Origin of the sequence: Amycolatopsis melonis (genome assembly GCF_040064235.1) — a bacterium.
Classification (GTDB): domain Bacteria; phylum Actinomycetota; class Actinomycetes; order Mycobacteriales; family Pseudonocardiaceae; genus Amycolatopsis; species Amycolatopsis melonis.
In genome coordinates, this window is record NZ_JBDZYD010000013.1 from 24,974 (window position 1) to 51,493 (window position 26,520).

Below are 26,520 nucleotides of genomic sequence, written 5' to 3' on the forward strand. Positions count from 1 at the left end.
CCCGGCGGCGGGGTAACGGGACGGCGGCCAGGCCACTCCGGCAAAGTGTCGGGCATGGACGAGCTGTACCCGCCGATCCCACCGCGTGCCGAAGGGTTCCTCGACGCCGGCGACGGCCACCGGATCTACTGCCAGGAGGCGGGCAACGCGGACGGCAAGCCGGTGGTGGTGCTGCACGGCGGGCCGGGCAGCGGGATCGCGCCGATGGCGCGGCGGCACTTCGACCCCGCGGCGTACCGGATCGTCCTGTTCGACCAGCGTGGTTCCGGCCGGTCCACCCCGGACGCCGGCGACCTCACCGCCAACACGCTGTGGCACCTGGTCGCCGACATGGAACTGCTGCGCGAGCGGCTCGGCATCGACCGCTGGCAGCTCTTCGGCGGCTCGTGGGGCACGACGCTGGCCCTCGCGTACGCCGAGACGCACCCCTCCCGGGTCAGCGAGCTGGTGCTGCGGGGCGTGTTCACCGTCCGGCAGAGCGAGCTGGACTGGATCTACCGCGGCGGCGCGGCCAACCTGTTCCCGCGCGAGTGGGAGGACTTCCTCGCCCCCATCCCGGCGGCGCTGCGCGACGACCCGCTGGCGGCGTACGCGATGCTGCTGGACGACCCGGCCGAGGAGGTCCGCCACCGCGCCGCGATCGCGTGGAGCACCTGGGAGGGCGCGACGGTTTCGGTGCAGCCGCAGGAGTCGTTCGTCCGCCAGTACGCGCAACCGGCGTTCGCACTGACCTTCGCGCGGCTCGCGGTCCACTACTTCCGCCACGGCGCCTGGCTCGACGACGGCCAGCTGATCCGCGACGCGGGCAAGCTCGCGGGCATCCCCGGCGTGATCGTGCAGGGCCGGTTCGACGCGGTGTGCCCGCCGATCACGGCGTACGAGCTGCACCGCGCGTGGCCGGGATCGGAGCTGAAGCTCCTCGAAGGAGCCGGGCACGCGGTGACCGACCCGGGCGTGCTGGCGGCCCTGCGGGCGGCGACGGATTCATTCCGGCCCGGCGCACTAGGGTCTGTATCGAAGTCGTTCGGTGGTCGCGAGGGAGCGGGCTGAAAGGGACTTTCCTCGCATCCGGTGAGACGAAAGGTCCGTTCGCTGCACCAGATGTGCCGAAAGCGCCTTTCGGTTCACCTGGCCCCCACCCCGGCGGATCGCCGCGGCAGGCCACCCCACCGCGCCTCTTCCCGCACTCGGCCTCGGTGTGTCCAGGCCACTCCCACTTCGATACAGACCCTAGAGCCGGCCGCCCGAGGACGTGTCGCCGGACAGGCGCTGGGCCAGGTACACCGGGATCGTCGAGGCCAGGATCAGGACCGCCGCCACCACGTTCACGATCGGGGCCTGGTTGGGGCGGAACAGGTTGTCGTAGATCCAGATCGGCAGCGTCTCCATGCCCGTGCCCAGGGTGAACGTCGTCACGATGATCTCGTCGAACGACAGCGCGAACGCCAGCAGCCCGCCGGCCAGCAGGGCCGAGCGCAGCATCGGGAACGTCACCAGGCGGAACGTCGTGAACCCCGTCGTGCCCAGGTCCATCGATGCTTCCTCGAGGTTGCCGCCCATCCGGCGCAGACGCGCCACGACGTTGTTGAACACCACCACGATGCAGAACGTCGCGTGCGCGATGATCGCCGTCAGCAGGCCGAGGTCGAGGCCCAGAATCGTCCGGAACGCGTTGTTCAGCGCGATGCCCGTCACGATTCCCGGCAGCGCGATCGGCAGGATGATCAGCAGCGACACCGGGTTGCGGCCGAAGAACCGGTAGCGCTGCAACGCGAACGCCGCCATCGTGCCGAGCACCAGCGCGATCGCCGTGGCCGCCAGGCCCGCCTCGACGCTCGTCCACAGCGCGTGCAGCGCGCCCTGGTTCGACGCCGCCCGGCTCCACCACTCCAGGGTGAGCCGGGACGGCGGGAAGCCGAACGTCGTGTCCGCGTTGACGGAGTTGAGCAGCACCACCACCAGCGGGAAGTAGATCACCGCCAGGCCGAGTCCCAGCGCCGTCCACAGCAGCGTCCGCACGAGAAGCTCCTAGAGGTTGTCGAGCGCGCCGGTGCGGCGCACCGCGGCCAGGTACGCGAGCATGATCACGACCGGCACCGTCGCCACCGTCGCCGCGAACGGCAGGTTGCCCGCCGCGCCGATGTTGTCGTAGACGACGTTGCCGAGCATCTGGGACGTGCCGCCCACGATCTTCACCGCGATGTAGTCGCCAAGGGACAGCGAGAACGTGAAGATCGAGCCCGCCACGATCGCCGGGAACGTCAGCGGGAGGATCACCGACCGGAACGTCCGGAAAGGACGCGCGCCGAGGTCGCCCGAAGCGTCCACAAGGGAGTCCGGGAGCCGGTCGAGGCCCGCGTAGATCGGCAGGATCATGTATGGCAGCCACAGGTACGCCAGCGTCATGATGGTGGCCGTGACGCCGTAGCCGGGCGAGAGCCAGCCCAGCGCGCCGTTTCCGGACAGCATCGAGCGCCACGCGTACGCCTTCACCAGATAGCTCGCCCACAACGGCGTCATCACCGCGATCACGAGAATCCGTTGCGCCCGCGGGGAAGCCAGCTTGGCCATCGCGTACGCCATCGGGAACGCGACGACCGCGTCGATCACCGTCACCAGCACCGCGATCCCGGCCGTGCGGAAGGTGATCGTGCGGTACACCGCGTCGGTGAACAGGGTCGTGAAGTTGTCCAGCGACCAGTCGACGACGACCTGCCCGGTGAACGTGTCGGTGCGCCAGAACGCCGTGACGAACAGCGCGGCCAGCGCACCCAGGTAGGCCAGGCCGAGCCAGAGCAGCGGTGCCGAGAGCAGGAAACCCAGTCGCAGCTTGGGTTTCCGGTAGAAGAAGGCGGAAACGGCGGTCATCGTGCCTCGCAGGAAAAGGTCCGGGAGCGGCGGGCGGAGTGGGGGGACACAGCCCGCCGCTCCCGGAGTCTGAGGGGTCAGCCCTTGATCTCGGTCCAGGCGCGGGTCCACTCGCCGTAGTCCGTGCACTTGACGTCCGTGCGGCCGTCGAGGCACTGCGGGATCGGCGTGGTCCAGTACGCGATCTTCGCCGCGTACGCCGCGTCGCCGGCGTGGTAGGTGTCGCAGAGCGTCTTGTCCGACATCTCCGCGCACGCCTTCGTGTTCGCCGGCGCCTCGCCGAAGTACTCGGCGACCTGGGCGTTGACCTTCGGGCTGACGATGTAGTCCAGCCACTTGTACGCACACGTCTTGTGCGGCGACTTCGCCGCGACCATCCAGGTGTCCGACCAGCCGGTCGCGCCTTCGCTCGGCACGGCCGACTCCAGCGGCGCGCCTTCGCCCTTGGTCAGGTTGACCGTGACCTGCCAGGCGGTGCCGACGACGGCGTCGGCGTTCTTCAGCGCCTGCGACTCCTTGAGGTAGTCCGACCAGTACTCGCTCACCAGCGGCCGCTGCTGCTTGAGCAGGTTCACCGCGGCGGCGAACTGCTTGTCGTCCAGGGCGTACGGGTTCTTGATGCCCAGGTCCGGCTGGTGCGCCATGAGGTACAGGGCGGCGTCGGCGAGGTAGATCGGCGAGTCGTAGGCGATCACCTTGCCCTTGTACGGCGAGTTCGCGTCGAACATCACCGACCACGACGTCGGCGCCGGCGTCACCTTGTCGGTGCGCCAGGTCAGCAGGTTCGCGCCCCAGCCGTGCGGGATGCCGTAGGCGACGCCGCCGACGCTGTTCCAGGACTTGTTCTTGAGGAACGGCTGGACGTCGGCGTAGTTCGGGACCAGCGCGGTGTTCACCGGCTCGGCGTCGCCCGAGGCGACCAGCCGCAGCGACGCGTCACCCGACGCGGAAACGACGTCGTACTGCCCGGTCTTCATGAGTGTGACGGCTTCGTCGGAGGTGCCGAACGGCTTGACGCTGACCTTGCAGCCGGTCTGCTGCTCGAACGGCGTCACCCAGTCGACCTTCGGGTCGTTGGAGCCGTTCTCCGCGTATCCCGGCCAGGCGAGGACGTTCAGCGTGCCCTCCGGCTGCCCGAGTGCCTGCAGTGCTTCCAGCTTCGGCGGGGTGAAGCCCTGCGCGCCGGGCGGTGCGGCGGAGTTCGAACCCGACGTGCCACATGCAGCCAACAGCAGGCTGGCGCCGAGGATCCCGGCAAGCCGCTTCTTCCTGTTCTTCATGGCAACCCTTCTGGGACTACTGGACCTGGAAGCTGTGTTCGTCGCGCCAGCTCAGCCGGACACGCCCGTCCGCCGGTACGCCGTCGGTGTCCGGCCGGACGACCGCAAGCCGTCCGCCGGCGTCGAGCGCGACCGAGTAGCGCACGGTCGCCCCGGCGTAGACGACGTCGGTGACCGTGCCGGTCGCGCTCGTCTCCCCCGGCGCGGCGGGTTCGGCCAGGTCGCCGTCGAGGCGGATCTTCTCCGGCCGGATGCTGAACAGCCCCGGCCTGCCGACGACGGCTTCGGCGCCGCGGCCGCCCAGCAGGTTCGACGTCCCGACGAAGCCCGCGACGAACGCGCTGGCCGGGCGTTCGTAGATCTCCTGCGGCGGGCCGGCCTGCTCGATCCGCCCGTCGTTGAACACCGCGATCCGGTCGCTCATGGTGAGCGCCTCGTCCTGGTCGTGGGTGACGAAGACGAACGTGATGCCGACGTCGCGCTGGATCTGCTTGAGCTCGACCTGCATCGCCTGCCGGAGCTTGAGGTCGAGCGCGCCGAGTGGCTCGTCGAGCAGCAGCACCTTGGGCCGGTTGACCAGTGCTCGGGCGAGCGCGACGCGCTGGCGCTGCCCGCCGGACAGCTGCGCGGGCTTGCGCGAGCCGTAGCCCTCCAGCCGCACGCTCTTCAGCGCTTCGAGGGCACGCTCCCGGCGTTGCGCCTTCGGGACGCGCTTGACGCGCAGGCCGTACTCGACGTTCTGCTGCACGGTCATGTGCGGGAACAGCGCGTAGTCCTGGAACACGGTGTTGACGTCCCGCTCGAACGGCGGGAGCCGGCTCACGTCCCGGCCGTCCAGTTCGATCGTGCCCTCGGTGGGCAGCTCGAAGCCGGCGATCATGCGCAGCACCGTCGTCTTGCCGGAGCCGGACGGGCCGAGCATGGAGAAGAACTCGCCCGGCGGGATGTCGAGGTCGACGCCGTCGACCGCGTGGACGTCCCCGAAGTGCTTGCGCAGCCCGGAAAGCCGGATCGCCGGGCGGGTGTCCTCGCGCGCCGCGGGTTCGTCGCGGGTGGCGGACGGTGCTTGGTTGGGCATCGCGACCCTCACAGTGCGCTCATCACGTGCTTGACGCGGGTGTAGTCCTCGAGGCCGTAGAGCGAGAGGTCCTTGCCGTAGCCGGACTTCTTGAACCCGCCGTGCGGCATCTCGGCGACCAGGGGGATGTGCGTGTTGATCCAGACGCAGCCGAAGTCGAGCTTCGCCGAGACCCGCATCGCGCGCTGGTGGTCGCGGGTCCAGACCGACGACGCGAGGCCGTACTGCACGGCGTTCGCGGCCTTCAGTGCCTCGGCCTCGTCGGAGAACCGCTGGACGGTGATGACCGGGCCGAAGATCTCGTTCTGGCTGATCTCGTCGTCCTGGCGGACGCCGGAAACGACGGTGGCCTCGTAGAAGTAGCCCTCCGCGCCGGACCGGTGTCCTCCACAGTGGACGGTCGCGTGGTCCGGCAGCCGGTCGACGAACCCGGCCACCTTCTCCAGCTGGGCGGCGTTGTTGAGCGGGCCGTACGCGACGTCTTCGTCGTCGGGCCTGCCGGTCCTCGTGTTCTCGGCCTGCCGGGTGAGCGCGGCGACGAAGGTGTCGTGCACGTCGTCGGCGACCAGCACCCGGGTGGCGGCGGTGCAGTCCTGGCCCGCGTTGAAGTAGCCCGCGACGGCGATGGCCTCGGCGGCGGCCTCCAGGTCGGCGTCGGGGAAGACGATGACCGGCGCCTTGCCGCCGAGCTCCAGGTGTACGCGTTTGACGTCGTGGGCGGCACTGCGCGCGACCTCGATGCCCGCCCGGACCGAGCCGGTGATCGACACCATCGCCGGGATCTCGTGCTCGACCAGCGCGCGGCCGGTGTCGCGGTCGCCGCAGAGTACGTTGAACACCCCCGGCGGGAAGAACTCCCCGGCGATCTCGGCGAGCAGCAGCGTCGACGCCGGAGTGGTGTCGGACGGCTTGAGCACGACGGTGTTGCCCGCGGCGAGTGCCGGCGCGATCTTCCAGATGGCCATCAGCAGCGGGTAGTTCCACGGCGTGACCTGGGCGCAGACGCCGACGGGCTCGCGGCGGACGAACGACGTGTGGCCTTCCAGGTACTCGCCCGCGGAGCGGCCTTCGAGCACGCGCGCGGCGCCCGCGAAGAAGCGGACCTGGTCCAGCACCATCGGGATTTCCTCGGCCATGGTCAGCGCGATCGGCTTGCCGGTGTTCGCGGATTCGACGCGTACCAGCTCCTCGGCGCGGGCTTCGAGGGCGTCGGCGAGCTTGAGCAGCGCGCGCTGGCGCTGGGCGGGTGTCGTCTCGCGCCAGGTCTCGAACGCGGTCGCGGCGACCTGCAGCGCGTTGTCGACGTCTTCGGGTCCGGCGATCGGGGCGGTGCAGTAGGGGCGTCCGGTGACCGGGTCGACGATCTCGGCGGTCCGGCCCGACTTCGACTCGACGTAGGCGCCGCCGACGTAGTGCTTCAGCTCCTGCACGGTGTCTCCTCGGTGCTGACGGGAGCTAAAACATATAAGTCCATATGTAATAGGACAAGGGGATGAGGCAAGATTGGTGCGAACGGGGAATCCGACGGCCGAAGGGTCACGATGCGCAAGGGCCTGTCGCACAGCGCGCGATCCGCCATGTTCGCCCCGCTCGGCCAGGTCGGGCGGGCGGAGGCGGTGGCGGCGCGGCTGGTCGACGCCATCACGCTGGGCCTGCTCGCCGACGAGGAGCAGCTCCCGAGCGAAGCGGACCTGGCCGCGCAGTTCGGCGTCTCGACCGTGACGGTCCGGGAGGCGCTGGTCGCGTTGCGGCAGCAGGGGCTGGTCGAGACGCGGCGCGGGCGCAGCGGCGGCAGCTTCGTCCGGGCGCCGGCCAACCCGCCGCCGGACGCCTGGCGCGAGCGGCTGCGCGAGGTGTCGCTGTCGGACCTTCGCGACGTCGGCGACCACTACCTGGCGATCGCCGGGGCGGCCGCGAAGCTCGCCGCCGAGCGCAGCTCCCCCGAAGACGTCGCCCGGCTGCGGCTGGCGACCGACGACCTCCGCACGGCGCAGGGCATCGACTTCACGCGGGCGGAGCGGCAGTTCCACCTGGAGGTCGCGGCGGCCGCGCAGTCGCCGCGGCTGACGCACGAAGAGGTCCACCTGCAGAGCGAGCTGGGCGGGCTGCTGTGGCTGCCGCTCGGGCCACCGGCCGCTTCGGCCGCCTCGTGCGCCGAACACGCGTCGATCACCGCGGCCATCGCCGAGGCGGACGGCGAACTGGCCCGCAAGCTCACCGAGGAACACGTCCTTGCCGCGCTCGACCGCCTCGCGGACGTGCTCCTGGACCTGCTCGCCCCGTAAACTTCCGCACACTCCGCGCATCCGAGGTGAGCACCGTGAACGACACCCGCACGCATGCCGTCGACGAGGTCGCCGAGCAGGTTTCCGCGTTGGTGGAAGGGGTGTTCGGGCGGCTCGAGCCCGTGCTGGCGGCCGCGGAATCGGTGCTGGCGGACGACCCCGCCGCCGCGGCCCTGCACCGGATCCGCCCCCAGGTCACCGAGGCACTGGGCGGCCTGGTCATCGGCGCGGGCTTCGTCAGCGCCCCGGGCGTGCTCGCCGACTCGGAGTTCGGTTTCGAGTGGTGGACGGCGGGGTCGCCGCCGTCCCAGCTGTTCATCAGCCTGGACCCGGCGGCGGAGAACTTCCTGGACTACACGCGCCAGTCGTGGTTCACGGTCCCGCGCGACACCGGACGGCGGCACATCAACGGCCCGTACGTGGACTACCTGTGCACCGACGAGTACACGCTGACGTTCACGATCCCGGTGTTCCGGGCGGGTGCCTTCGCAGGCGTGGTGGGCGCGGACGTGTACGTGCGCGAGTTCGAGCGGGCGGTCCGGCCGCGGCTGCGGTCGCTGGGCCGCGAAGCGGCACTGCTGAACGCGCAGGGGCGGGTGATCGTGTCCAACAGCGTCCGGCAGCCGACGGGATCGCTGGTCCGGGAGGCCGACGTCCCGGCGTGGTGGTCGGCGGGCGCGGAGTCCGGGCCGGGACTGCGGCGCTGCGGGGACTCGCCGATCGTGCTGGCGACCGGGGCTTAGCGAAGTGCCCAATGAGGTTTCTCAACAGCGCGGCCAGGTCGCCGGTTTGGTGGTCTGCCGCGGCTTGTCGTGAGTGAGAAACAGTGTTCTAACCCGGTTTCTCACTCACGACCGCGGACCGGGCCGATCCGGGCACTTTGCCGGGTGGGGCGGGACGTGCGCTGAAGGGCACCTTGCTTGCGTCTGGTGCAGTGAAGGGCACCTTCCGTGCGTCAGATGCACCGAAAGTGCCCTTCAGTGCGGGGCGCTTGGGTCAGGTCTGCAGCGCCACCCAGAGTTCCGCGCGGACGCCCGGTGAGTCCAGGTCGCGGCCCAGCAGCTCCGCCACCTTGCGGATCCGGTTCCGCAGCGTGTGCCGGTGGACGCCCAGCCGGGCCGCTGCCGTGTCCCAGTGGCCGTGGTGTTCGAGCCAGCAGCGCAGGGACTCCACCAGGTTGCCGCGGCCCGTCTCGTCGTGGCGGCGCAGCGGGGCCAGCAGGCCGGTCGCAAACGCTTGCGCCACGCCCGGGTCGATGAGGGACAGCAGTCCGCGGCCGGTGTGCTCGGCCGCCGAGACCAGGATCTTGTCCTCGGCCTCCGCGGCGCGTGCCGCCAGTTCCGCCTGCTCCAGCCCGGCCGCGAAGTCCCCTGCCGAGACCGGGCCTGCGACGCCGCCGTGGAGGCCACCGATCCGCAGGGCAGCGGCGGCGACCGTGTCGATCACCGCGTCCGGGCCGAAGGCGACCACCGATGCGCCCGAACGTGCCGCGAAGACGTCGCCCTCCAGGGCGTCCAGCAGCTTGCGGCGGGACGCCGGCGGCCCGAGGAAGACCAGCACCGACCACGGCGGCTCCGGGACCTCGCCGCCCGCCGTGGTCAGGACCCGCAGGGCCAGCTCCGCCTGGCCGCCCGCCAGCAGGTCCACGATCCCGGACCGCAGTGCCTGCCGCGCCGCCGCCTGGGCGCGATCCTGTTCCAGCGCCAGGGAAAGCACCGAGACCGCCGTGTTGACGATGTGCCGTCCCGCGGTGTCGAGCGATGCCCCGACCGCGAGCACCCGGCGGGCGCTCGTGTCCAGGGTCTGCAGCACGACCTCCTGCCCGTCCAGCGACACAACCCGCGTGCCGGTGCGAAGCCGCTCCAGTTCTTCGCGCAGCGAAGCGCCGTACGCGCGGGCGCTCGCCGGAGCGGCTTCGGTGACCGTCGTGCGGTCGAAGAGCAGCACCCAGCCGCCGACCAGCTTCGCCAGCTTGCGCAGCACGCCCGCCGGGCCGCCCTGGCCGACCGCCGTGCGGGTCAGCTCCTGCTGGGCGCGGCCGATCCGGACCGTCGTCGCGTACTCGTCCGCCGCCACCGCACGCGAGACCGCCCGCGTGATCGCGATGAACGGCGTCTTCCGCGGCACCTCCAGCACCGGCAGCCCCACCTCGGCCGCCGTCGCCACGAGGGCCTGCGGGACCGCGTCGTGGCTCAGCCCGACGCCGAAGCCGAGCCCCGCCACTCCGGCCTCGACCAGCCGTCGCACGTAGGACGGCGACGTCTCCTCGTCCAGGGCCAGTCCGGTGGTGAGCAGCAGCTCGCCCCCTTCGAGGAACGCCTGCGGGTCGGTCAGCTCGGTCGGGTGCACCCAGCCGATCGGGCGGTCCAGGAGGCCGTCGCCGGTCAGCACCCGCAGCCCCAGCGGGCGGTCGGCGGCCAGCGCCGCCAGCGTCAGTGCCATAACGGCCAATTCTACGCCCCGAATTCGCCAAACCGGACAGCTGACGCCGGGCGGTGCGGGTCCCATTCTGAGGACGTCCCCGACTTCCCAGGAGCACGCCGTGACCGCAAGCACCACCACCGAGCCGCAGGCGCCGGCGCCCCGGCAGCGCAGGCTGCGCACCGAGATCCCCGGCCCCGTCTCGCGCGAGCTGCAGGAACGGCGCGGGAACGCCGTCGCCGCCGGGGTCAGCTCGGTGCTGCCCGTCTACGTCACCTCCGCCAGCGGCGGCCTGCTGACCGACGCCGACGGCAACGTCCTGATCGACTTCGGCTCCGGCATCGCGGTGACCAACGTCGGGCACTCCGCGCCTGCGGTGGTCGACCGCGTCCGCAAGCAGGCGTGCTGGTTCACCCACACGTGCTTCATGGTCACGCCGTACGAGGGCTACGTCGAGGTCTGCGAAGCACTGGCCGAGCTGACGCCGGGCGACCACGCCAAGAAGTCCGTGCTGTTCAACTCCGGCGCCGAAGCCGTCGAGAACGCCGTGAAGATCGCGCGCGTGGCGACCGGGCGCCAGGCCGTCGTCGTGTTCGACCACGCCTACCACGGCCGCACCAACCTCACCATGGGCATGACCGCGAAGTCGGTGCCCTACAAGCACGGCTTCGGCCCGTTCGCGCCGGAGGTCTACCGCGTGCCGGGCTCGTACCCGTTCCGCGACGGGCTGGACGGCCCCGAAGCCGCCGCGCTGGCCATCGACCGGATCGAGAAGCAGATCGGCGGCGACCAGGTCGCGGCCGTCGTGCTGGAGCCGATCCAGGGCGAGGGCGGGTTCATCGAGCCCGCGCGCGGCTTCCTGCCCGCGATCGCGGCGTGGTGCCGCGACAACGGTGTCGTGTTCGTCGCCGACGAGGTCCAGACGGGCTTCTGCCGCACCGGGTCCTGGTTCGCCTCGTCCGACGAGGACGTGGTCCCGGACCTGATCGCGACCGCGAAGGGCATCGCGGGCGGCCTGCCGCTGTCCGCGGTCACCGGCCGCGCGGAGCTGCTGGACGCGGTGCCGCCGGGCGGGCTCGGCGGCACCTACGGCGGCAACCCGATCGCCTGCGCGGCCGCGCTCGGTTCGATCGAGACGATGAAGGCCGAAAACCTGGCCGCGTCGGCGAAGCGCATCGAAGACGCCGTCCTGCCGCGGCTGCGCGCGCTGGCCGCGGAAACCGGCGTGATCGGCGACGTCCGCGGGCGCGGCGCGATGCTCGCGGCGGAGTTCGTCCGCCCCGGCACCACCGAACCCGACGCCGCACTGACCAAGCGCGTCGCCGCGGCCTGCCACCGGGCGGGCGTGGTGGTGCTGACCTGCGGCACCTACGGCAACGTCGTGCGGCTGCTGCCGCCGCTGTCGCTGGCCGACGACCTGCTCGACGAGGGCCTGTCGGTCCTGGAACACGCTGTCCGCACGGAGGCCCGCGCATGACTTTCCCCTTCTGGGTGGCCGGAAAGCCGGTGACCGGCGGGGCGACGGCCGAGATTCGTCACCCATTCGACGGTTCCGCCGCCGGGTCGCACTTCGTCCCGTCGCCGCCGGACGTCGAAGCCGCGGTGCAGGCCGCGCACGACGTCGCCGGCGAGTTCGCGACGCTGCCCGCGCACGTCCGCGCCGGGGCGCTGGACCACGTGTCCCGTTCGCTGGGTGAGCGGTCCGAGGAAATCGCGCAGCTGATCACGGCGGAGTCGGGCAAGCCGCTGAAGTGGGCGCGCGGCGAGGTCGGGCGCGCGGTCTCGACGTTCCGCTGGGCCGCCGAGGAGGCGCGGCGCTTCTCCGGCGAGCTGCAGCGGCTCGACACCGACCCGGGCGGCACCGGCCGTCTCGCCCTGGTCCGGCGGGTGCCGCGCGGCCCGGTGCTCGGCATCACGCCGTTCAACTTCCCGCTGAACCTGGTGGCGCACAAGGTGGCCCCGGCCATCGCCGTGGGCGCGCCCATCGTGCTCAAGCCCGCGCCCGCGACGCCGCTGACGGCGTTGCTGCTCGGCGAGATCCTGGCCTCGGCGGACCTGCCTGCGGGGTCGTGGTCGATCCTGCCGGTGGACAACGAGACGTCGGCGACGCTGGTCGAGGACCCGCGGCTGCCGGTGGTGTCGTTCACCGGCTCGGTCCCGGTGGGCTGGGGCATCCGCGACCGCGTGCCACGCAAGCACGTGGCACTGGAACTGGGCGGCAACGCCGCGGTCCTCGTCTGTCCGGATTGGACGGACCTCGACTTCGCCGCGCAGCGGATCGCGACGTTCGCGATGTACCAGGCGGGCCAGTCCTGCATCTCGGTGCAGCGGGTCTATGCGCACTCGTCCGTGTATGACGCCTTGGCCGAGAAGGTGCTCGCGCAGGTGCAGGCGCTGGGGACCGGCGACCCGCGCGCGGACGGCGTCGACGTCGGGCCGCTGATCAACGACGCCGCGGCGGACCGCGTCGCGTCGTGGATCTCGTCGGCGGTGTCGGCAGGCGGCCGGGTCCTGACCGGCGGCGGGCGCTCCGGGGCGACCGTGGAGCCGACGGTGCTGGCGGACGTCCCCGAGGACGCGGCGGTGATGGCCGAGGAGGTGTTCGGCCCGGTGGTGTCGCTGGTCCGGGTTTCTTCGGTGGCGGAAGGGGTTTCCCGCATCAACGCGTCCCGCTTCGGGTTGCAGGCGGGGGTGTTCACCCGCGACGTCCCGACGGCGTTCGAGGTGTCGGCGGCACTGAAGGTCGGCGGCGTGATCGTCGGCGACGTGCCGAGCTTCCGGGCCGACCAGATGCCTTACGGCGGGGTCAAGGACTCCGGCGTCGGCCGCGAGGGCCCGGCGGCGGCGATGGCGGACTTCACCGAGGAGCGGGTCACGGTCCTGACGGGACTGACGCTGTAAGCGCGGCGTGGGCCTCGACCAGCGAAGGCCCGTACCAGGTGAGGTGACGGCCCGAGACCAGGACGTACCGCGCGTCCGGGAAGTGGTCCGGGCCGTCCTCCTCGGTGAACAGGTACGGCTCGTCCGGCAGCACCAGCAGGTCCGCGTCCGCCTTGAACCGCGCCCGCAGCTCTTCGATGTCCGGCCGCGGGTAGCGCTCTTCCGCCGTCGCGTAGACGTTCGCCACGCCGACGCGGCGCAGGACGTCGCCGGCGAACGTGTCGCGGCCCAGGACGATCCACGGCTTGCGCCACACCGGGACCACCGCGTGGAACCGCACCGGCCGGACCTCGCGCCAGACCTCCTCCGCCTCGACCAGCCACTCCGGCTCGTCCAGTTCGTACGCCTGCGTGAGGATCCGCCGCAGCGAGCCCAGCGCGGCCGGGACGGACGCGGCCGCGGCCATCACCCACACCGGGATCCCGTTGGCGCGCAGGCGTTCCACGTCCTCCGGGCGGTTCTCCTCCGCGTTGGCCAGCACCAGGTCGGGTGCCAGGTCCAGCACGCGGTCCAGCTTCGGGTACTTCGAGCCGCCGACGCGCGGGACGTCCAAAGTGGACGGGTGCGTGCAGTAGTCCGTGGCGCCGGCGAGCCGACCCGGCGCGCTCACCGCCACCGCTTCCGTCAGCGACGGCACGAGCGACACCACGCGCGAGGCCGGCCCGGACAGCGGCACCGGCTCGCCGAGATCGTCGACGAGGTAGGTCATGCGCGTTCGAACGACACCTTCCGCTTCTCGACGTCGACCGCGGTCAGCCGGACCGCGATCCGCTCCCCCGCGGTCAGCTTCTCCCCCGCGCACTTCGCCATCACCGTCGGGTCCTCGACGAGGATCTCGGCCTTGTTCTCGTCGGCACGCAGCACCACCGCGCTGAACTCGCCGCCGATGTGCTCGGCCAGCACCCACGCCTCGACCTGGTCGATGCACGCCCGCTCGACCTTCGCCGCGAGCGTGTCCGACGCGCTCATCCGCTCCGGGACGTCCGCCAGCGCCGCCCGCACCCACTCCGGCACCTCGCGGCCTGCCGAGACGGCGAGGCAGATCTCCGTGGCGAAGCGGTCGACCAGCCGCCGGATCGGCGCCGTGACGTGCGCATACGCGCCGCCGATGCCCGCGTGCGTCGTCAGCGACGGCAGCTCGCCGTCGAACGCCGTGTAGCCCGCGCCGCGCAGCAGCCGCGTCGTGTCGGCGTAGAGCGCCATCGACGCCGGCTGTCCGGGGTCCAAAGAGGACAGGAACTCCGAGACGGTCGTCTCCGGCGCCCACGCGATGCCCAGCGCCTCGGCCGAGCGGCGCAGCCAGTCGACGGCCTCGGGCTCCGGGTCGGGCAGCGTGCGCAGGACGCCGATCCGCGCGTCGAGCATCATCCGCGCCGCGGCCATCCCGGTGAGCAGCGAGATCTCGGCGTTCCACGCGTCGACGGCGGTCCGCGGGCGGCGGGCGAGCACCCAGCCGCCGTCCGGGTCGCCGCTGATCTCCTGCTCCGGCAGCTGCAGCTCGACCGCGCCGCGGCGGACGGCCAGCTCGCGCCGCCGCCGTCCCAGCTCGGGCAGCGCGGCCACCGACGGGTGCGGGTTCCCGGCCTCGAGCGCGGCCTGCACGGTCTCGTAGTCGAACTGCTCGGTCGACCGGACCAGCGCGCGGCGCACCCGGGTGGCCGTCGGCTCGCCGGCGTCGTCCGTCTCGATGGTCCAGAGCACCGCGGGCCGGGTCTCGCCGGGCAGCAGGCTCGCCGCCCCCTCGGACAGCACCGGCGGGTGCAGCGGGACGTTGCCGTCGGGCAGATAGAGCGTCTGGCCGCGCAGGCGCGCCTCCCGGTCGAGCGCGCCACCGGGCGGGACGAACGCGGCGAGGTCGGCGATCGCGTAGTGCACGCGGAAGCCGTGTGCGGTCTTCTCGACGACCATCGCCTGGTCGAGGTCCTTGGCGCCGGGCGGGTCGATGGTGACCAGCGGCAGGTCGGTGGCGTCCTCGCGGGGGCCGGCGCTCGCCAGCGGATCCAGCACCGCGGCCTCGGCCTCGGCCAGTACCTCCGGCCCGAACGACTCCGGCAGCGAGAACTCGGCACGCAGGGGGCCGAAGTCCCCGCCCGCCGAGTGTGTCCTGATCACGAGGGGAGGCACCCCTCAACCCTAACCCCGGACGGGGCCGATGATCGCCCGATCGGGCGCGGGCCGGTCGGGTGTACGTTGACGCACAATAATGAAAACCGTCTTCGTTACCAGGAAGGGGTCCGCGGAGTGAAGATCGCGTTCGTCGGCAAGGGCGGCAGCGGCAAGACCACGCTGTCGTCGCTGTTCGTCGCGTACCTCGCCGACGCCGGCGCGCCGGTGCTGGCCATCGACGCCGACATCAACCAGCACCTGGCGGTGGCGCTCGGCGCGACCGAGGAGGAAGCCCTCGCCTGGCCGACGCTCGGCGACAACATGGCGCTGATCAAGGAGTATCTGCGCGGCGACAACCCGCGCATCCCGGACGCGGCGTCGATGGTGAAGACGACCCCGCCGGGCCGCGGGTCCCGGCTGGTCCGCCCGTTCGAGGACAACCCGGTGTTCGCGGCGTGCTTCCGGCAGCTGGGCGGGGTGCGGCTGGGCGTCACCGGGCAGTTCGACGAGGACGACCTCGGCGTCAAGTGCTACCACTCGAAGGTGGGAGCGGCGGAGCTGCTGCTCAACCACATGGTGGACGTCGAGGGCGAGTACGTGGTGATGGACATGACCGCGGGGGCGGACGCGTTCGCCTCGGGGCTGTTCACGCGGTTCGACGTGACGTTCCTGGTGTGCGAGCCGACGGTCCGCAGCGTGGGCGTGTACCGCCAGTACGCGGACTACGCCCGCGACTACGGCGTGCGGCTCGTGGTGGTGGGCAACAAGGTGACGGACTCCGACGACGTCGAGTTCCTGCGCGAGCAGGTGGGCCCGGCCCTGCTGGGCTGGCTGTCGGCGTCGAAGCACGTCAGGGCGGCCGAGCGCGGCGCGGCGAGGCCGATCGGCGAGCTGGAGCCCGCCAACCTGTCGACGCTGGGCGCGATGCGTGCGGCGGTGGATGCCGAACAGCGCGACTGGGCGCGTTACCAGCGCCAGGCGGTGGAGTTCCACCTGCGCAACGCGCGGGCCTGGGCAGGCGCCGACCTAGCCACGCAGGTGGACCCCGACTTCGTGCTCAGCCCGCGGCTGCCGGTCTAGTCGTCGTTCCAGGCGGCATCGGCGGCATCGGCCTGCCGCGTCCGTTCCCGGGCGATGTCGAGCGCACGCCGCGCGGTGGCTTCGTCCGGGTAGGGGCCGAGCAGGTCGACGCTGCGGCTGCGTTCGAGATGCTCGACCTGGTGCGTCCGGGTGTTGTAGTACCACCCCTGGTCCGGGTTCGGGTCATTGGCCATGAGTCCAGGTTCGCACCCGGCGGCCCACCTGTCAGCGCTTGTACCGGTACGGGATCTCGGTCGGCGCCCCGGTGGGGCCGAAATCCTGCGGTTCTTCCTCCGGGGGCTGTTCGGTGAACTCGTCGAACCAGCCCCGGGGGGAGGTGGTGGGGTCGGGCCGCGACGGTTGCGGCAGGGGGGTGTCCGGGCCGGGGAAGACGGGCCGCGCGCTGGGAGCGGGCGGGACGGGGGACATGGTGCCGGGGCCCGGGAAGACCGGCCGCGCCGGGGCGGCGTGGCGGGCCGGGAAGGGCTGGGGGGTGGACTCCGGGCCTGGGAAGACGGGCTTGGGGTTCGTGGTGGGGCTGACGCCTGGGGCCGGGTTGGCGCCGGTGACCGGGGCGTTGGGGTGCGCGGCCGGGTTGGGGCCTGCGGCCGGGGTGGCGCCTGGGACCGGCGCGTTGGGATTCGAGGCCGGGCTAGCACCTGCGGCCGGATTGGCGCCCGGGGACGGCGTGGTGCCCGGGACCGGTTCGGGGGCGGTCACCGGAACGTCGAGGTTCGAGGCCGGGCTGGTGCCTGGGGTCGGGATGGGGCGCGGGGCTGGGAGAGTTGTGGCCGGGGTGGCTTCCGGAATCGGGTTCGTGGCTTGGGCCGCGTTGAGGTTCGGTGCGGGAGCCGGGCCGGGAACGGCCTCCGAGCGAACAGCGGGGTTGAAGCCGGGAACGGGACCGGCCGCGGGAGCCGACCCCCACGGCGGCTGAGGCAGATGAGCACCGGTAACGGCAGGCGAAGAGTCCTGCTGCGACACCGTGGCGGGCTCCGGCGAAACAGACGACTCCACCGGCGGCGACGCCTGCTGGGCAACCGACGATTCCGCCTTGGCGGCCGGTTCCTGCTCGACGGAGTGCTCCGGCTCGGCAAAGGCCCTCGGTTCAGGCTCCTTCGCAGCGAACTGCTCCTGCTCAACGGAACGCTCAGGTTCAGGCACAACGGCCGATTGCGGCTCCGGCTCCACCACCCGCGCAGCGGACGGCTCCGGTTGGCCCACCACCGCCGACTCCGGCTCGGCAGACGCCTGCGACTCCGACGGTCCGGCAGCGACCGGTTGCGGCTCCGCCACCCCCGCAGCACTCGCCTCCGACCGCACCTCAGACTCTGGCTCTCCCGCAGCGACCGGCTGGGATTCCGCCGCCTCCGGAGCAGGCGCCTGTGGCCGCACCTCAGGCCCCGGCTCACCCGCAACAACTGGCCGCGACTCCGCCGCCCCCGCAGCCGGCAACTCCGACCCCACCTCGGGCCCCGGCTCACCCGCAGCAACCGGCCGCGACTCCACCGTCCCCGCAGCAGGCGACTCCGACCGCACCTCCGCTTCGGCAGCCACCTCCGGCTCCGCAAACGCCCGCGGTCCCGGCTCTCCCGCGGCAGCCGACTGCGGCTCAGCAGGCGCCTCCGGCTGCGCCCCAAGAGCAGCCTGCGGCACGACAGGCTGCGGCACAGTAGGCGGCCCAGGCTGGAAATCAGGCGCAACAGAATGAACCGGCGCCCCCTCCGGCCGATCCGCTGACGGCCCCGCATGCCGTGGAGACGGTGCCTTCACCGGCCCCGGCAACTCCGCCTCGGCCGTCACCGACCACTCCGGATCCACCGGCGAAGCGGGCGAAGCACCCGAAGCACCCGGAGCCCCCGAAGCAGCCGAAGCGCCCGAAGCCGCAGGCCCAGGAGCAACGGCCCGTCCCCAGCCCGGGGGTGCCTGCTGCTCCGGAGTGCCCGGTACCGACTGGGCCGGAGCCGGATGGGGCACCGTCCGCCACACCGGGGCCGGGCCGATGTTCATCGGCGCCGGCGCCGGGGCCTGGCCGGCTCCCGGGGCGGCCGCCGGTGGGGCTGGGCGGGCCGCCGGCTTGGGGATCGGGTCCAGGCAGGACACCAGCACCGATGTGTTCTCCGGGTCCTCCACCTTGCGGCCGCTGCGCTCGCGGTACACCATCTCGCCGTCCGCGTCCATCTCCACCAGGTAGCCCGCCTCCGCGAGCTGTTCCTCGTCGAGGTCCGCCAGCCTCTCGTAGCGGGACGGCACCACCCGGTAGATCGGCCACGCCAGTCCCGCGTGCTCCGCGTGGAACTGGGCCAGCAGCGCCGCCATCTGGTGCTGCCACGGCAGCGACATGCCCTCGGCCAGCGAACGCGGCAGCACCACGTACCCCGCGTCCACCCCCGGGTAGCCCTGGCCCAGCTGGTCGGCGAGCGGTGTGCTGGACGCGGGGCGAGCCGACTGCCTCGGCGGCTGGGGCGCGCCGAACAGCTCCGCCGGGTCGCGGGGCTCGCCCGCGGCGGACTTGCCTCGCCTGCCGAATTTCCGTCCCACGTGCTCATCCTCTGCCAGTGCGCGGCCGCCTGCTCGTGGAAGCGCCGCGACGTCGGTGAATCGGCCGATTCGTGTCAAGGCCCTCGCGACCCATGCTAAACGCCGGGGCGGACCGCCTGCGGCACCACTTCGTGCTCGTCGAACGAGAAGTCCCGGATGTGCACCGGCACGCCGTCCTGCTGCGCCTCGACGATCTTGCCGTCGCCCAGGTACATCATCACGTGGTGAATGCTCGTCGGGTCCGACGGGTCCGTGGCCAGGAACAGCAGGTCACCCGGTTGCGCCTCGCGGACCGGCAGCCACGCGCCCGCGTGGTACTGCTCGCGCGACGTGCGCGGCAGGATGATCCCGGCCGACTCGTACGCCCGCAGCATCAGCCCGGAGCAGTCGTAGGAGTTCGGGCCCGTGGCGCCCCACAGGTACGGCTTGCCCTGCTCGCCCAGCGCGAACTTGATCGCCTGCGCGGCCGCCTGGCTCGGCGGCAGCAGGTTGCCGAGGCCGGTGCCGCAGCCGACGACGTCGGTGACCTGGCCGACCTTCTCCACCAGCGTCGCCGCCATCGGCTCCCACTTGTGGTAGGCCAGCGGGAAGCCCGAACGCTCGACCGCCTGTGCCGCCTCGCCGGGACGCTTGTTCTCCCAGTCCGGCACCGCGACCAGCACGTCGTAGAACTTGTTGATCGCGTACGTCGGGTTGGTGACCTCGGCGACCGACCCCCAGCCCATCGAGGGCCGCATCTGGAAGATGCCCTGGGAGTCGCGGTCACCGTAGGTCAGGTTGCGCAGCCCGGACTCGGTCATGCCTGCCTGGATCGCGACCTGCCAGGCGCGCGGGGCCAGCGAGCGCTGCTTGCCGATCGAGATGATCAGCGCGACGATCCCGCGTTGCTCGTCGTTCAGCTTCGACGCGTCCGCCGCGCCGCGGTCGCCCTGGCCGGGCTGGGTCGGCCCGACCGAGGCGTCGCAGCTCATCAGCGACACGCCGCCGGCCTGCGCCTGCTGGTTGTCGAGGACGACCTTCGCGGCGACCGCGGTCACGACCAGTGCGCCGATCGCGACGAACACGATCAGCCCCAGCCACAGCCCCAGGCGCCGCACGGTCAGCTCGCCTGGTCGTAGTCGGCGACGCGCCAGCCGGCGTTGGTGCTGATCACCGTGATGGCCAGCTTGGGCCCGTCGGTCGGGATGGTCAGCTGCACCGACTTCGGATACGACGTCGTGACGACCGGCTCACCGGTGACCTGCTTCGCCGGGATGTTCGCCGGGTCCACGGTCGCCATCACCGGCAGGTACTCGTCGGTGGTCAGCGGCTTCAGCTGCGCGAGCCACTGCTCGGCGGTCATGCCCTGCGGGTGGTTCACCCAGGCCGCGGCCCATTCCTTGGCGATGCGGATGGCGTCGGCGTTGGGCGGCGCGGGGGTCGGGGTCTCCAGCGGCGTGGACAGCCGCGTCGGCAGGTTCGACGTCGGCACCGGAGCGGCGACACCCGGCGCCGTCGAGTGGGCGGAGGTGGTGGTGCCGGTGGGCGGCGCCGCCTTGGCCTGCGTCTTCCCGACCATCTTCGGCAGCACGATGCCGAGCGCGGTGATGAGGACGGCCAGCAGCACGAGCGCGCCGACGAGGTGCCGCGGCGAGCGCAGCGGCCACCCCCACAGGCGGCGATAGACCGCGGCGCGGCCGCGGTTGGTGCGGATCGGCATCGGTCACCGCCCCATCACTTGGTCGGTGTCACGCGGTTCTTCCCGGACCTCGATGCCCCGCGACGGCCGGTAGAGCACGAAGACCGGCTTCCCGGCGACGACTTCGGGATCGACCCGCCGGGGCTGCGCCCGCATGCCCGGCGTCCGCGGCGCGTCCTGCGCCGGGAAGTCACTGAAGCCGGACTCGGGCGCCCGCAGATCGGAGGGCACGACGACGGGCTCGGGCTCGTCACTCCAGCGCCGGTCGGCCACCGGCGAGGTGTCGACGCGCCGGCTCTCCTCCCGCATGACCGGACGGCCCCCGGCCCCGACGACGACGTAGTCACCGGAACCCCCGTTGACCGGGTTGTACTGCCCGAACACGGGAGCGCCACCACCGCCTGCGGGCAGCGCCCCGGCCGGGCCGCCGTGAATGGCCCCGGGCCAGGGAGCCCCGGACCAGGCAGCGGCAGGCCGGGCGGCCCCGGAGCCGTTGTCGAGCCGCTGGGCGTTGGCGAAGATCGTGGCCTCCGGCCGGAACCGCCCACCCCCGGCAGTGGCCCCGAGCGGCCCACGCTGCTCGCCGTCGACGACGTCGTCGGTCTCGCGGACGTGCTGCCAGAACTCGTCCTGCGGAGTGGGCCCGTTCCGGTGGCGCCGGAACCGCGAGAAGATCCCGCCCCCCGGCGACGGAACGGCGGCCCCGACCATGCTGACGGACATTTCGACCATCTGCCAGAGCCGCCGCACGGGCCGTCCGACCATGAACAGCAGCACGGTGATGAGCCCGGCGAGAACCATCTGCGTGAGCATGTTCAGCGAGTTGCCGGCATCGAAGATGGCCTGCAGCAGCAGGGCGTGCACCCCGGCGAGCACCGAGAGGACGACGAGGTTGAAGGCAACCCCGCCGGCCACCTTGAGCACCCGGCGCAGAATCTCCGGGTGCAGCAGGGCGATGAGCCCGATCAGCGGCGCAGTGAGCGCGAAGAGCCGGATGAGCACCTGCGCGAGGAGGACGCTCGCCTTCGCCAGGAGCTGGAAGAGCGAGTAGACGAGAGCCTGGCCGAGCGAGAGGAACCCGGCGCCGGTGCGGCCGCCGGCTTCGCCGGTGAAGTAGCCGGTCGCGGGGCCGAGCTTGGTGGAGATGTCCTTGTAGGCGTTCTTCTTGCCGTCGATGACGGCCTGGTTGCCGTCGTCGCCGTTGACCAGCTGGTTGCGGGTGAACGCCTGGGCGTCGAGCAGCGGCTTGCCGTACTGCTCGGCCTGCGGTGCCGTCGGCGTGCCGAACTCCCCGCGCAGCCAGTTGTTGTAGACGATCTGCGTGTGAAGCTGGGTCGGCAGGATGTCGCGGATGATCCGGTCGCCGCTCTCGTCGACGAACCCCGCCTGGATGTTGGTGGTGGTCTGGACGATCGCCTTGTCGATCGGGTCGAAGTACCGCAGCATCGCCAGCGACGACGCCGCCAGCCACACCCCGGCCAGCGCGTAGAGCGCCCGTTTGCTGACCGCGGCCAGGTCGCCCCGCCAGATGTTGCGGAACATCATGATCGACAGGATCAGCGCCACCAGGCCGAACAACTGGGCGTAGATGTTGTTGTAGACCTTTTCGGCACCGGACTTCACCGCGTTGTAGAGCGGGTTCAGCAGACCGCCCTCGAGCACGGTGTAGTGCAGCGAGTTCGTCGCGCCGACGATGTTCTTGCCCAGGTTGAACAACTGGTTCCCACCCCAGGTGTCCAAAGTGGACCCGGGCGGGGTCAGGTTGAGCCCGGAGCAGTTGGTCTCGAAGGTGTTCCAGACCATGCCGGCGTAGCCGTAGTCGATGTAGGCGCTGTTCGGTTCGCCGTGGCCTTCCGGCGGGTCGATCGCGCCGACCATGCCCGCGCCCGGGCGTTCCGGGTTCGGTGCCTCACCGCACGCCGCCGCGCTTGCTGCCGGCGCCGTGGCGATCGCCTGCAACCCCAGCACCAGCATGACCGCGAACATGGTGGCCTTGCGGCTCGGCACACGCCGGGCGCGCGGGCCCTCCTTGATCCGGCGCTTCAGCGCGTGCCAGGCCGCGGCCAACGTCAGCAGGGCCGCCAGCGTCAGCAGGGTGTTCATTCGCCACGCTCCGCGGGCACGGCGGGACGGCAGCCGGCGGCGGTTCGGCTACTGCCAGTCGGGGCGGCGCTCATGCGGCGTCCCGGCCGGTGCCGCCCTTTCCGCCCGTTCGGGCGGGTTGCTGCTGCTCGACGCCGCCCTCCACTTCGCCGGTTTCCGAGGCCAGGGGGTCCGGGGCGCCCAGGAGGTTCTCGTCGGCCAGGCCGACCTCCAGTTCCGCCGCCAGCTCGAAGTCCTGCTCCAGCTCGATGTCGTCCTCCGGCGGGACCGCGACGTACGGCTTCTTCTCCTCCGCCGGCAGCGCCAGCTCGTTGCCCGGGCGGCGGGATGGGGCCGCGTCCTTCGAGCCCGGGGTCGTGTCCATGACCGCGCGCAGGTGGTCCAGGTGCGGGCCGGAGAAGTCGACGCGGATGCGTTCCACCCCTCCGGCGCCGTCGCCGAAGATGAACTGGCGCGGCTCGACATCCCGCTCGAGACCCCGCTGGGCACCCGGACGGCGGCCCAGAGCCGCCACCACCTGCTCGTAGCCGACGCCCACCGGGACCTTCAGCAGCCGCAGGGCGTCGGCCTGGGCGTCGTCGTCGTCGAGGCGGCCGACGAACACCGAGTCCAGCAGGGCCACGAAACCCTGGATCTTCAGGAAGTCCGCCGGGATCTGGGACGACAGCAGCACGCGGACGTTCCACTTGCGCGAGTCACGCGCGAAGCGGTTCATCAGCACGCGCCCGGTCGGGACCTCCGACAGGAAGAACGCCTCGTCGATCCAGACGCCCTTGCGCAGCTCCTTCGGCTTCTCGTACACCGACCGCTGGGTCAGCCACGCCGCCAGGTTCAGCATCTCGACGCCGAGGGACTCCGCGTCCGTCCAGTACTCGCGCGGCACGCCGTCCTTCGGCAGGGTCAGGCCCGCCATCGTCAGGACCGTCAGGCGGTCGTCGCGCGACTCCGAGTACGGGTCCGCGTCCGTCTCCGGGATCAGCAGCGCCATGCGCTCGCGCATCTCGTCGAGGAAGTCCGCCACGACCACCGCGTGCTCGTGGTGCTCCGACGAATCCCGGCGCAGCGCGTCGATCACCTGGCCGGGGTCGGCGTCGAACCGGCCGCCGACCGCGCGGACCGCGCGCAGCAGCACGATCCGCGTCTGCGCCATCCGCGACACCTCGTACGGCAGGACACCCGTCAGGACGTCCAGCACGAGACGCCGCCGCGTCGCGCCCGCCAGTGCCTTCTCCCGGCGCCACGACCGCTCCGGGTCGTCCTCGTCCATGAAGTGCTCGATGAGCGGCTCGGCGACCACCCGGTACGGGTTCAGGATCCCGGGCTGCGCGTTGAGCAGGTTGATCGGCCGCGCGTACGGCCGCAGCTCCGGCAGGTCGCACAGCCGCGACAGCGGGCCCGAAGGGTCGAGGATCGTCCAGTTCGCCCCCGCGCGCAGCGTCTTGTAGACGATGCCGCCGCCGAGGAACGACTTGCCGCCACCCAGGCCCGCGACCATCGCGGTCAGGCCGGAGCCGTCGCGGATCTCCTGGGCCATCCACGGGTCCCAGGCCACCGGGCGCCGCGTGGCCGTGCACGTCTCGCCGAGCAGGATGCCGCGGCGGTCGCCGACCTCCGCCGTCGCCGTCGGGACCGCCGAGGCCGCCCAGACCACCGAGCCGCGGCGCATGTACGCCGCCGAGGCCAGCGGCTCGCCCGGGATGAACTCCCGTGCCATCGCGTACTGCGCTTCCGGGTGCTCGATGGCGATCTTCGGCTTGTACAGGTCGAGCAGCTGCTGGGCCAGGCGCAGCGCGTCGCGCTCGGTCGGGCCGGACACCGCCAGCCGCCACCAGGAGCGCACTCGGGTGGCCAGCGCGGTGAAGCCCGACGTCATCTCGTCGTCGATCTCCAGCACCCGCCCGGCCTGCCGCGACAGCGACTGCGGGGGCTCCAGCTCGTGCTCGTCGGTGTAGTGCTTGACCTGCGAGCGGACCTTGTTCATCTGCCGCTGCAGCTCACCGGCGACCTCTTCGGGCCGCCGGACGTAGATGCGCGCGGACACCTCGACCGCGGCGGGCAGGCGGTCGGCGTGCTGGATCCACGGGTCGTCGACCTCGGGGATCTGCAGGCCGTGCATCTGCCCGACGGTGAGGACCGCCAGGTGCCGCGAGACGCCGGCGTTGGAGCCGGTGCGGCCGCGGACGGTCACCGTCGGCGCGTACGGCTCGGCGTAGAAGTCGGCGGCGTCGGTGAAGCTGGCCAGGTCCTCCGGCTCCCACGCCGCGCCCGGCACCGCGGGCATGTTCCGCGGCGCGGGCAGGCCCAGCGAGCACGAGCGGTGCATCAGCCAGGACATCTCCTCGGCGTGCACCGGGCGGCCCTCCAGCCCGGCGCTGCCGATCACCTGGTCGAGGTGCTCGACCTCGGAGTCCAGCGCGGTCAGCTCGGCGTCGACGGCCTCGGGCAGGATCTTGCGCAGCACCGGCGCGGCCCGCTCGACCGCGCGGTCGACCATGCGCCGGGTCTGCACCTGGACCCCCAGGTAGACCTCTTTTTCGGCCATCGAGCGGCCCATCAGCTGCTGCTGCTCGCCGATCAGGTAGTCGTCGAACGACAGCGCGCCCGGCACGTCCTGCGGGCGGCCGTGCGCGTTGTAGACGTGCGCCTCGGCCCACATCCGGATCGGGTACGGCCGGTTCGTCACGCGCAGGTGCAGCCAGCGGCCCTGCAGCTCGGCGTACTGGCCCGCGATGGCCGCGATGAGGTCGCGGCGCTGCGAGTCCGAGCGGAACGACCAGCGCTGCGGCGCCAGCCGGTACCAGGCGTAGACCTCGAACCCGGTGCGGACCAGGTGCCCGTCGATGCTTCGCACCGCGATCGACGGGGTATATGCGGGTATCGCCTGCTCACCCGGCAGGCGCCGCCCCTTGCCACCCGAACCGTTCCGCGACGCGCGGACCTGCTCGGGCGGTTGCCATGCGCCCGAGTGCGTGTCCCGTCCCTGCTTACCTCGGCTACCGCCGCGACCGAACAACGACTACCTCCCGGCCCGAGCCGTGGTGCCACGGCTCCGGCGCGCTCGTGGTGCTCCCTGGACTGCCACACCCGGCGGCCCGCCGTGGTGCTGGTACTGCCGCCTGCGGCGGTGCTTCGGCAGCGGGCGCTCCGCCCGCACCCGGATCCGGCTGGCGCTCACCGCGCCACCCGTGCCCGTGGTCCGTTCTCTCGGGGTGTTCAGCTCGCGCCCTGCCATCGCGACCACGGCGCCGAGCGGGCGCTCGTGGCTGATCTTGGCCGTCAGCAGCCGGGTGATCACGATGGTGGCGACGAACGCCCACGCCGTCGAGAAGAACCCGAAGCCCCACCCCGCCCAGCGTTCGACGCCGAGGACGACGAAGAACGTCGGGATGCCGATGAGCCAGGCGACGTACCGGGCTCTCCAGGGAAAAGTCGCTTTCGGGGGGCCGAGCCACACGGCGTCGACCCGGTAGACCTCGTCATCCGTCCTGATGCGCACGCGGGCCCCGCCTCAGCCGGTGAACAGGCCGGCGATCCACTGGCCCACGTTGACGCCGGCGCCGCTGACCGCGAGCCCGATGACGGCGAGCGCGATGACCACGCCGGCGAGCCGGCGCATGACACCGGCGTTGTCGCCCTTGCCGCCGCCCAGCCACAGGAGCAGGAGGGCGACCGCCAGCAGCACCAGGGGGATGATGTTGTCGAGCAGCCACTGGCGCACGTTTCCGGTGCCCAGCTCGCCGCCTGCGGCCAGCGTGTCGAGGGTGGTCAAGGTCATCATCGTGATACTCCCGGTGCGCGGTGGGGGCCGCGCGGTTCTGGCTCGGGCGGTGCTTCGAACAACATCATGGAGGCTACGAGGGGTAGTGGTCAAAGCGCGCTGCGTAGAGACCGGCTGCTTCGTCAACCGGGCTGGTGCGCATGGCACACGAAAACTCCACGCCCACCATCATCGCGGCAAGGGTCCTCGGGTTAAACCCCGGCCACCCATACTTCTCAGTGTGCTGACGAACTCACCCCAATGCCCGGGATTTGCTCACTGTGGGTACTGGTACTCGCGCCGTTGTGCGGCCACGAACAGTGTGACATGACCCGAACGGCGGCGTCGCGCGAGCCGCTCAGTGACGGCCCCTCCGGCCGGTC

At 72.0% G+C, this 26,520-nt stretch carries 22 protein-coding genes; 6 read left to right on the plus strand and 16 right to left on the minus strand.

Translation table 11 applies throughout. The features are described 5' to 3' along the window. Window positions 1-54: 54 nt before the first annotated feature. On the plus strand, window positions 55-1,050 hold the full coding sequence (pip, locus tag ABJI51_RS31470; protein ID WP_348954688.1) for a prolyl aminopeptidase: 996 nt from the start codon (window positions 55-57) through the stop codon (window positions 1,048-1,050). Between the two features lie 180 nt (window positions 1,051-1,230). On the opposite strand, the gene ABJI51_RS31475 is transcribed toward pip, so the two are convergent. The 5 genes from ABJI51_RS31475 to ABJI51_RS31495 form a co-directional block, all read right to left on the minus strand. Continuing rightward, on the minus strand, window positions 1,231-2,019 hold the full coding sequence (locus ABJI51_RS31475) for an ABC transporter permease (protein WP_348954689.1): 789 nt from the start codon (window positions 2,017-2,019) through the stop codon (window positions 1,231-1,233). Between the two features lie 9 nt (window positions 2,020-2,028). Further along, window positions 2,029-2,868: an ABC transporter permease gene (locus tag ABJI51_RS31480; protein ID WP_348954690.1), complete on the minus strand. Its 840-nt coding sequence runs from the start codon at window positions 2,866-2,868 to the stop codon at window positions 2,029-2,031. Window positions 2,869-2,945: 77 nt separating this feature from the next. Next, entirely contained in the window at window positions 2,946-4,148 is a 1,203-nt protein-coding gene (locus tag ABJI51_RS31485; RefSeq protein WP_348954691.1) for an ABC transporter substrate-binding protein, read from the minus strand. Window positions 4,149-4,164: 16 nt separating this feature from the next. After that, on the minus strand, window positions 4,165-5,226 hold the full coding sequence (locus ABJI51_RS31490; RefSeq protein ID WP_348954692.1) for an ABC transporter ATP-binding protein: 1,062 nt from the start codon (window positions 5,224-5,226) through the stop codon (window positions 4,165-4,167). A gap of 8 nt (window positions 5,227-5,234) precedes the next feature. After that, window positions 5,235-6,656 carry a gamma-aminobutyraldehyde dehydrogenase gene (locus ABJI51_RS31495; RefSeq protein WP_348954693.1) on the minus strand — a complete coding sequence of 474 codons (1,422 nt, stop codon included), beginning with the start codon at window positions 6,654-6,656 and terminating at the stop codon, window positions 5,235-5,237. 111 nt (window positions 6,657-6,767) lie between these two features. Here ABJI51_RS31495 and ABJI51_RS31500 point away from each other — a divergent pair, with 111 nt between their 5' ends. Further along, a complete protein-coding gene (locus tag ABJI51_RS31500) occupies window positions 6,768-7,511 on the plus strand; it encodes a FadR/GntR family transcriptional regulator (protein ID WP_348954694.1) in 744 nt (247 codons plus the stop codon). Between the two features lie 35 nt (window positions 7,512-7,546). After that, a complete protein-coding gene (locus tag ABJI51_RS31505; RefSeq protein ID WP_348954695.1) occupies window positions 7,547-8,254 on the plus strand; it encodes a cache domain-containing protein in 708 nt (235 codons plus the stop codon). A gap of 253 nt (window positions 8,255-8,507) precedes the next feature. On the opposite strand, the gene ABJI51_RS31510 is transcribed toward ABJI51_RS31505, so the two are convergent. Next, window positions 8,508-9,953, minus strand: a complete 1,446-nt coding sequence (locus ABJI51_RS31510) for a PucR family transcriptional regulator (RefSeq protein ID WP_348954696.1) — start codon at window positions 9,951-9,953, stop codon at window positions 8,508-8,510. Window positions 9,954-10,053: 100 nt separating this feature from the next. Between ABJI51_RS31510 and gabT the strand changes: the two genes are divergently transcribed. Together gabT and ABJI51_RS31520 are read left to right on the plus strand one after the other, a co-directional pair. Further along, the gene (gabT, locus tag ABJI51_RS31515) at window positions 10,054-11,409 is read left to right on the plus strand and encodes a 4-aminobutyrate--2-oxoglutarate transaminase (protein ID WP_348954697.1); all 1,356 of its coding nucleotides are present in this window, start codon (window positions 10,054-10,056) and stop codon (window positions 11,407-11,409) included. After that, on the plus strand, window positions 11,406-12,833 hold the full coding sequence (locus ABJI51_RS31520) for an aldehyde dehydrogenase family protein (RefSeq protein WP_348954698.1): 1,428 nt from the start codon (window positions 11,406-11,408) through the stop codon (window positions 12,831-12,833). Before gabT ends, ABJI51_RS31520 begins: the two co-directional genes overlap by 4 nt. On the opposite strand, the gene ABJI51_RS31525 is transcribed toward ABJI51_RS31520, so the two are convergent. Together ABJI51_RS31525 and ABJI51_RS31530 are read right to left on the minus strand one after the other, a co-directional pair. After that, the gene (locus ABJI51_RS31525; protein WP_348954699.1) at window positions 12,805-13,581 is read right to left on the minus strand and encodes a helical backbone metal receptor; all 777 of its coding nucleotides are present in this window, start codon (window positions 13,579-13,581) and stop codon (window positions 12,805-12,807) included. The two genes, ABJI51_RS31520 and ABJI51_RS31525, sit on opposite strands and share 29 nt — an antisense overlap. Beyond that, window positions 13,578-14,984: an RNB domain-containing ribonuclease gene (locus ABJI51_RS31530; protein ID WP_348954700.1), complete on the minus strand. Its 1,407-nt coding sequence runs from the start codon at window positions 14,982-14,984 to the stop codon at window positions 13,578-13,580. The genes ABJI51_RS31525 and ABJI51_RS31530 overlap by 4 nt, the downstream gene beginning before the upstream one ends. 129 nt (window positions 14,985-15,113) lie before the next feature. On the opposite strand from ABJI51_RS31530, the gene ABJI51_RS31535 reads away from it, so the two are divergent. Next, complete coding sequence (locus tag ABJI51_RS31535) at window positions 15,114-16,058, plus strand: ATP-binding protein (RefSeq protein WP_348954701.1); 945 nt, start codon at window positions 15,114-15,116, stop codon at window positions 16,056-16,058. On the opposite strand, the gene ABJI51_RS31540 is transcribed toward ABJI51_RS31535, so the two are convergent. The 8 genes from ABJI51_RS31540 to ABJI51_RS31575 form a co-directional block, all read right to left on the minus strand. Beyond that, window positions 16,055-16,252, minus strand: a complete 198-nt coding sequence (locus ABJI51_RS31540; RefSeq protein ID WP_348954702.1) for a hypothetical protein — start codon at window positions 16,250-16,252, stop codon at window positions 16,055-16,057. The genes ABJI51_RS31535 and ABJI51_RS31540 overlap by 4 nt on opposite strands. Window positions 16,253-16,710: 458 nt before the next feature. Further along, window positions 16,711-16,986 carry a hypothetical protein gene (locus tag ABJI51_RS43620; protein WP_431605678.1) on the minus strand — a complete coding sequence of 92 codons (276 nt, stop codon included), beginning with the start codon at window positions 16,984-16,986 and terminating at the stop codon, window positions 16,711-16,713. Between the two features lie 1,708 nt (window positions 16,987-18,694). Further along, complete coding sequence (locus ABJI51_RS31550; protein WP_431605685.1) at window positions 18,695-19,681, minus strand: C40 family peptidase; 987 nt, start codon at window positions 19,679-19,681, stop codon at window positions 18,695-18,697. A 17-nt stretch (window positions 19,682-19,698) separates the two neighbouring features. Continuing rightward, window positions 19,699-20,298 (minus strand): hypothetical protein, encoded by a 600-nt coding sequence (locus ABJI51_RS31555; RefSeq protein ID WP_348954705.1) that lies wholly within the window; start codon window positions 20,296-20,298, stop codon window positions 19,699-19,701. Between the two features lie 3 nt (window positions 20,299-20,301). Then, entirely contained in the window at window positions 20,302-22,380 is a 2,079-nt protein-coding gene (locus ABJI51_RS31560) for a magnesium transporter (protein WP_348954706.1), read from the minus strand. A 70-nt stretch (window positions 22,381-22,450) separates the two neighbouring features. Beyond that, window positions 22,451-25,393, minus strand: coding sequence for an ATP-binding protein (locus ABJI51_RS31565; RefSeq protein ID WP_348954707.1), 2,943 nt, complete (start codon window positions 25,391-25,393; stop codon window positions 22,451-22,453). A gap of 3 nt (window positions 25,394-25,396) precedes the next feature. Beyond that, window positions 25,397-25,876: a hypothetical protein gene (locus ABJI51_RS31570; protein ID WP_348954708.1), complete on the minus strand. Its 480-nt coding sequence runs from the start codon at window positions 25,874-25,876 to the stop codon at window positions 25,397-25,399. A gap of 12 nt (window positions 25,877-25,888) precedes the next feature. After that, a complete protein-coding gene (locus ABJI51_RS31575; protein WP_348954709.1) occupies window positions 25,889-26,158 on the minus strand; it encodes a hypothetical protein in 270 nt (89 codons plus the stop codon). Between the last annotated feature and the right edge of the window lie 362 nt (window positions 26,159-26,520).

Coding starts and splice junctions, on each gene's coding strand:
- pip (WP_348954688.1), top strand. CDS start 55: ATGGACGAGCTGTACCCGCCGATCCCACCGCGTGCCGAAGGGTTCCTC.
- ABJI51_RS31480 (WP_348954690.1), bottom strand. CDS start 2,868: ATGACCGCCGTTTCCGCCTTCTTCTACCGGAAACCCAAGCTGCGACTG.
- ABJI51_RS31485 (WP_348954691.1), bottom strand. CDS start 4,148: ATGAAGAACAGGAAGAAGCGGCTTGCCGGGATCCTCGGCGCCAGCCTG.
- ABJI51_RS31490 (WP_348954692.1), bottom strand. CDS start 5,226: ATGCCCAACCAAGCACCGTCCGCCACCCGCGACGAACCCGCGGCGCGC.
- ABJI51_RS31500 (WP_348954694.1), top strand. CDS start 6,768: ATGCGCAAGGGCCTGTCGCACAGCGCGCGATCCGCCATGTTCGCCCCG.
- ABJI51_RS31510 (WP_348954696.1), bottom strand. CDS start 9,953: ATGGCACTGACGCTGGCGGCGCTGGCCGCCGACCGCCCGCTGGGGCTG.
- ABJI51_RS31520 (WP_348954698.1), top strand. CDS start 11,406: ATGACTTTCCCCTTCTGGGTGGCCGGAAAGCCGGTGACCGGCGGGGCG.
- ABJI51_RS31525 (WP_348954699.1), bottom strand. CDS start 13,581: ATGACCTACCTCGTCGACGATCTCGGCGAGCCGGTGCCGCTGTCCGGG.
- ABJI51_RS31540 (WP_348954702.1), bottom strand. CDS start 16,252: ATGGCCAATGACCCGAACCCGGACCAGGGGTGGTACTACAACACCCGG.
- ABJI51_RS31555 (WP_348954705.1), bottom strand. CDS start 20,298: ATGCCGATCCGCACCAACCGCGGCCGCGCCGCGGTCTATCGCCGCCTG.
- ABJI51_RS31560 (WP_348954706.1), bottom strand. CDS start 22,380: ATGAACACCCTGCTGACGCTGGCGGCCCTGCTGACGTTGGCCGCGGCC.
- ABJI51_RS31575 (WP_348954709.1), bottom strand. CDS start 26,158: ATGATGACCTTGACCACCCTCGACACGCTGGCCGCAGGCGGCGAGCTG.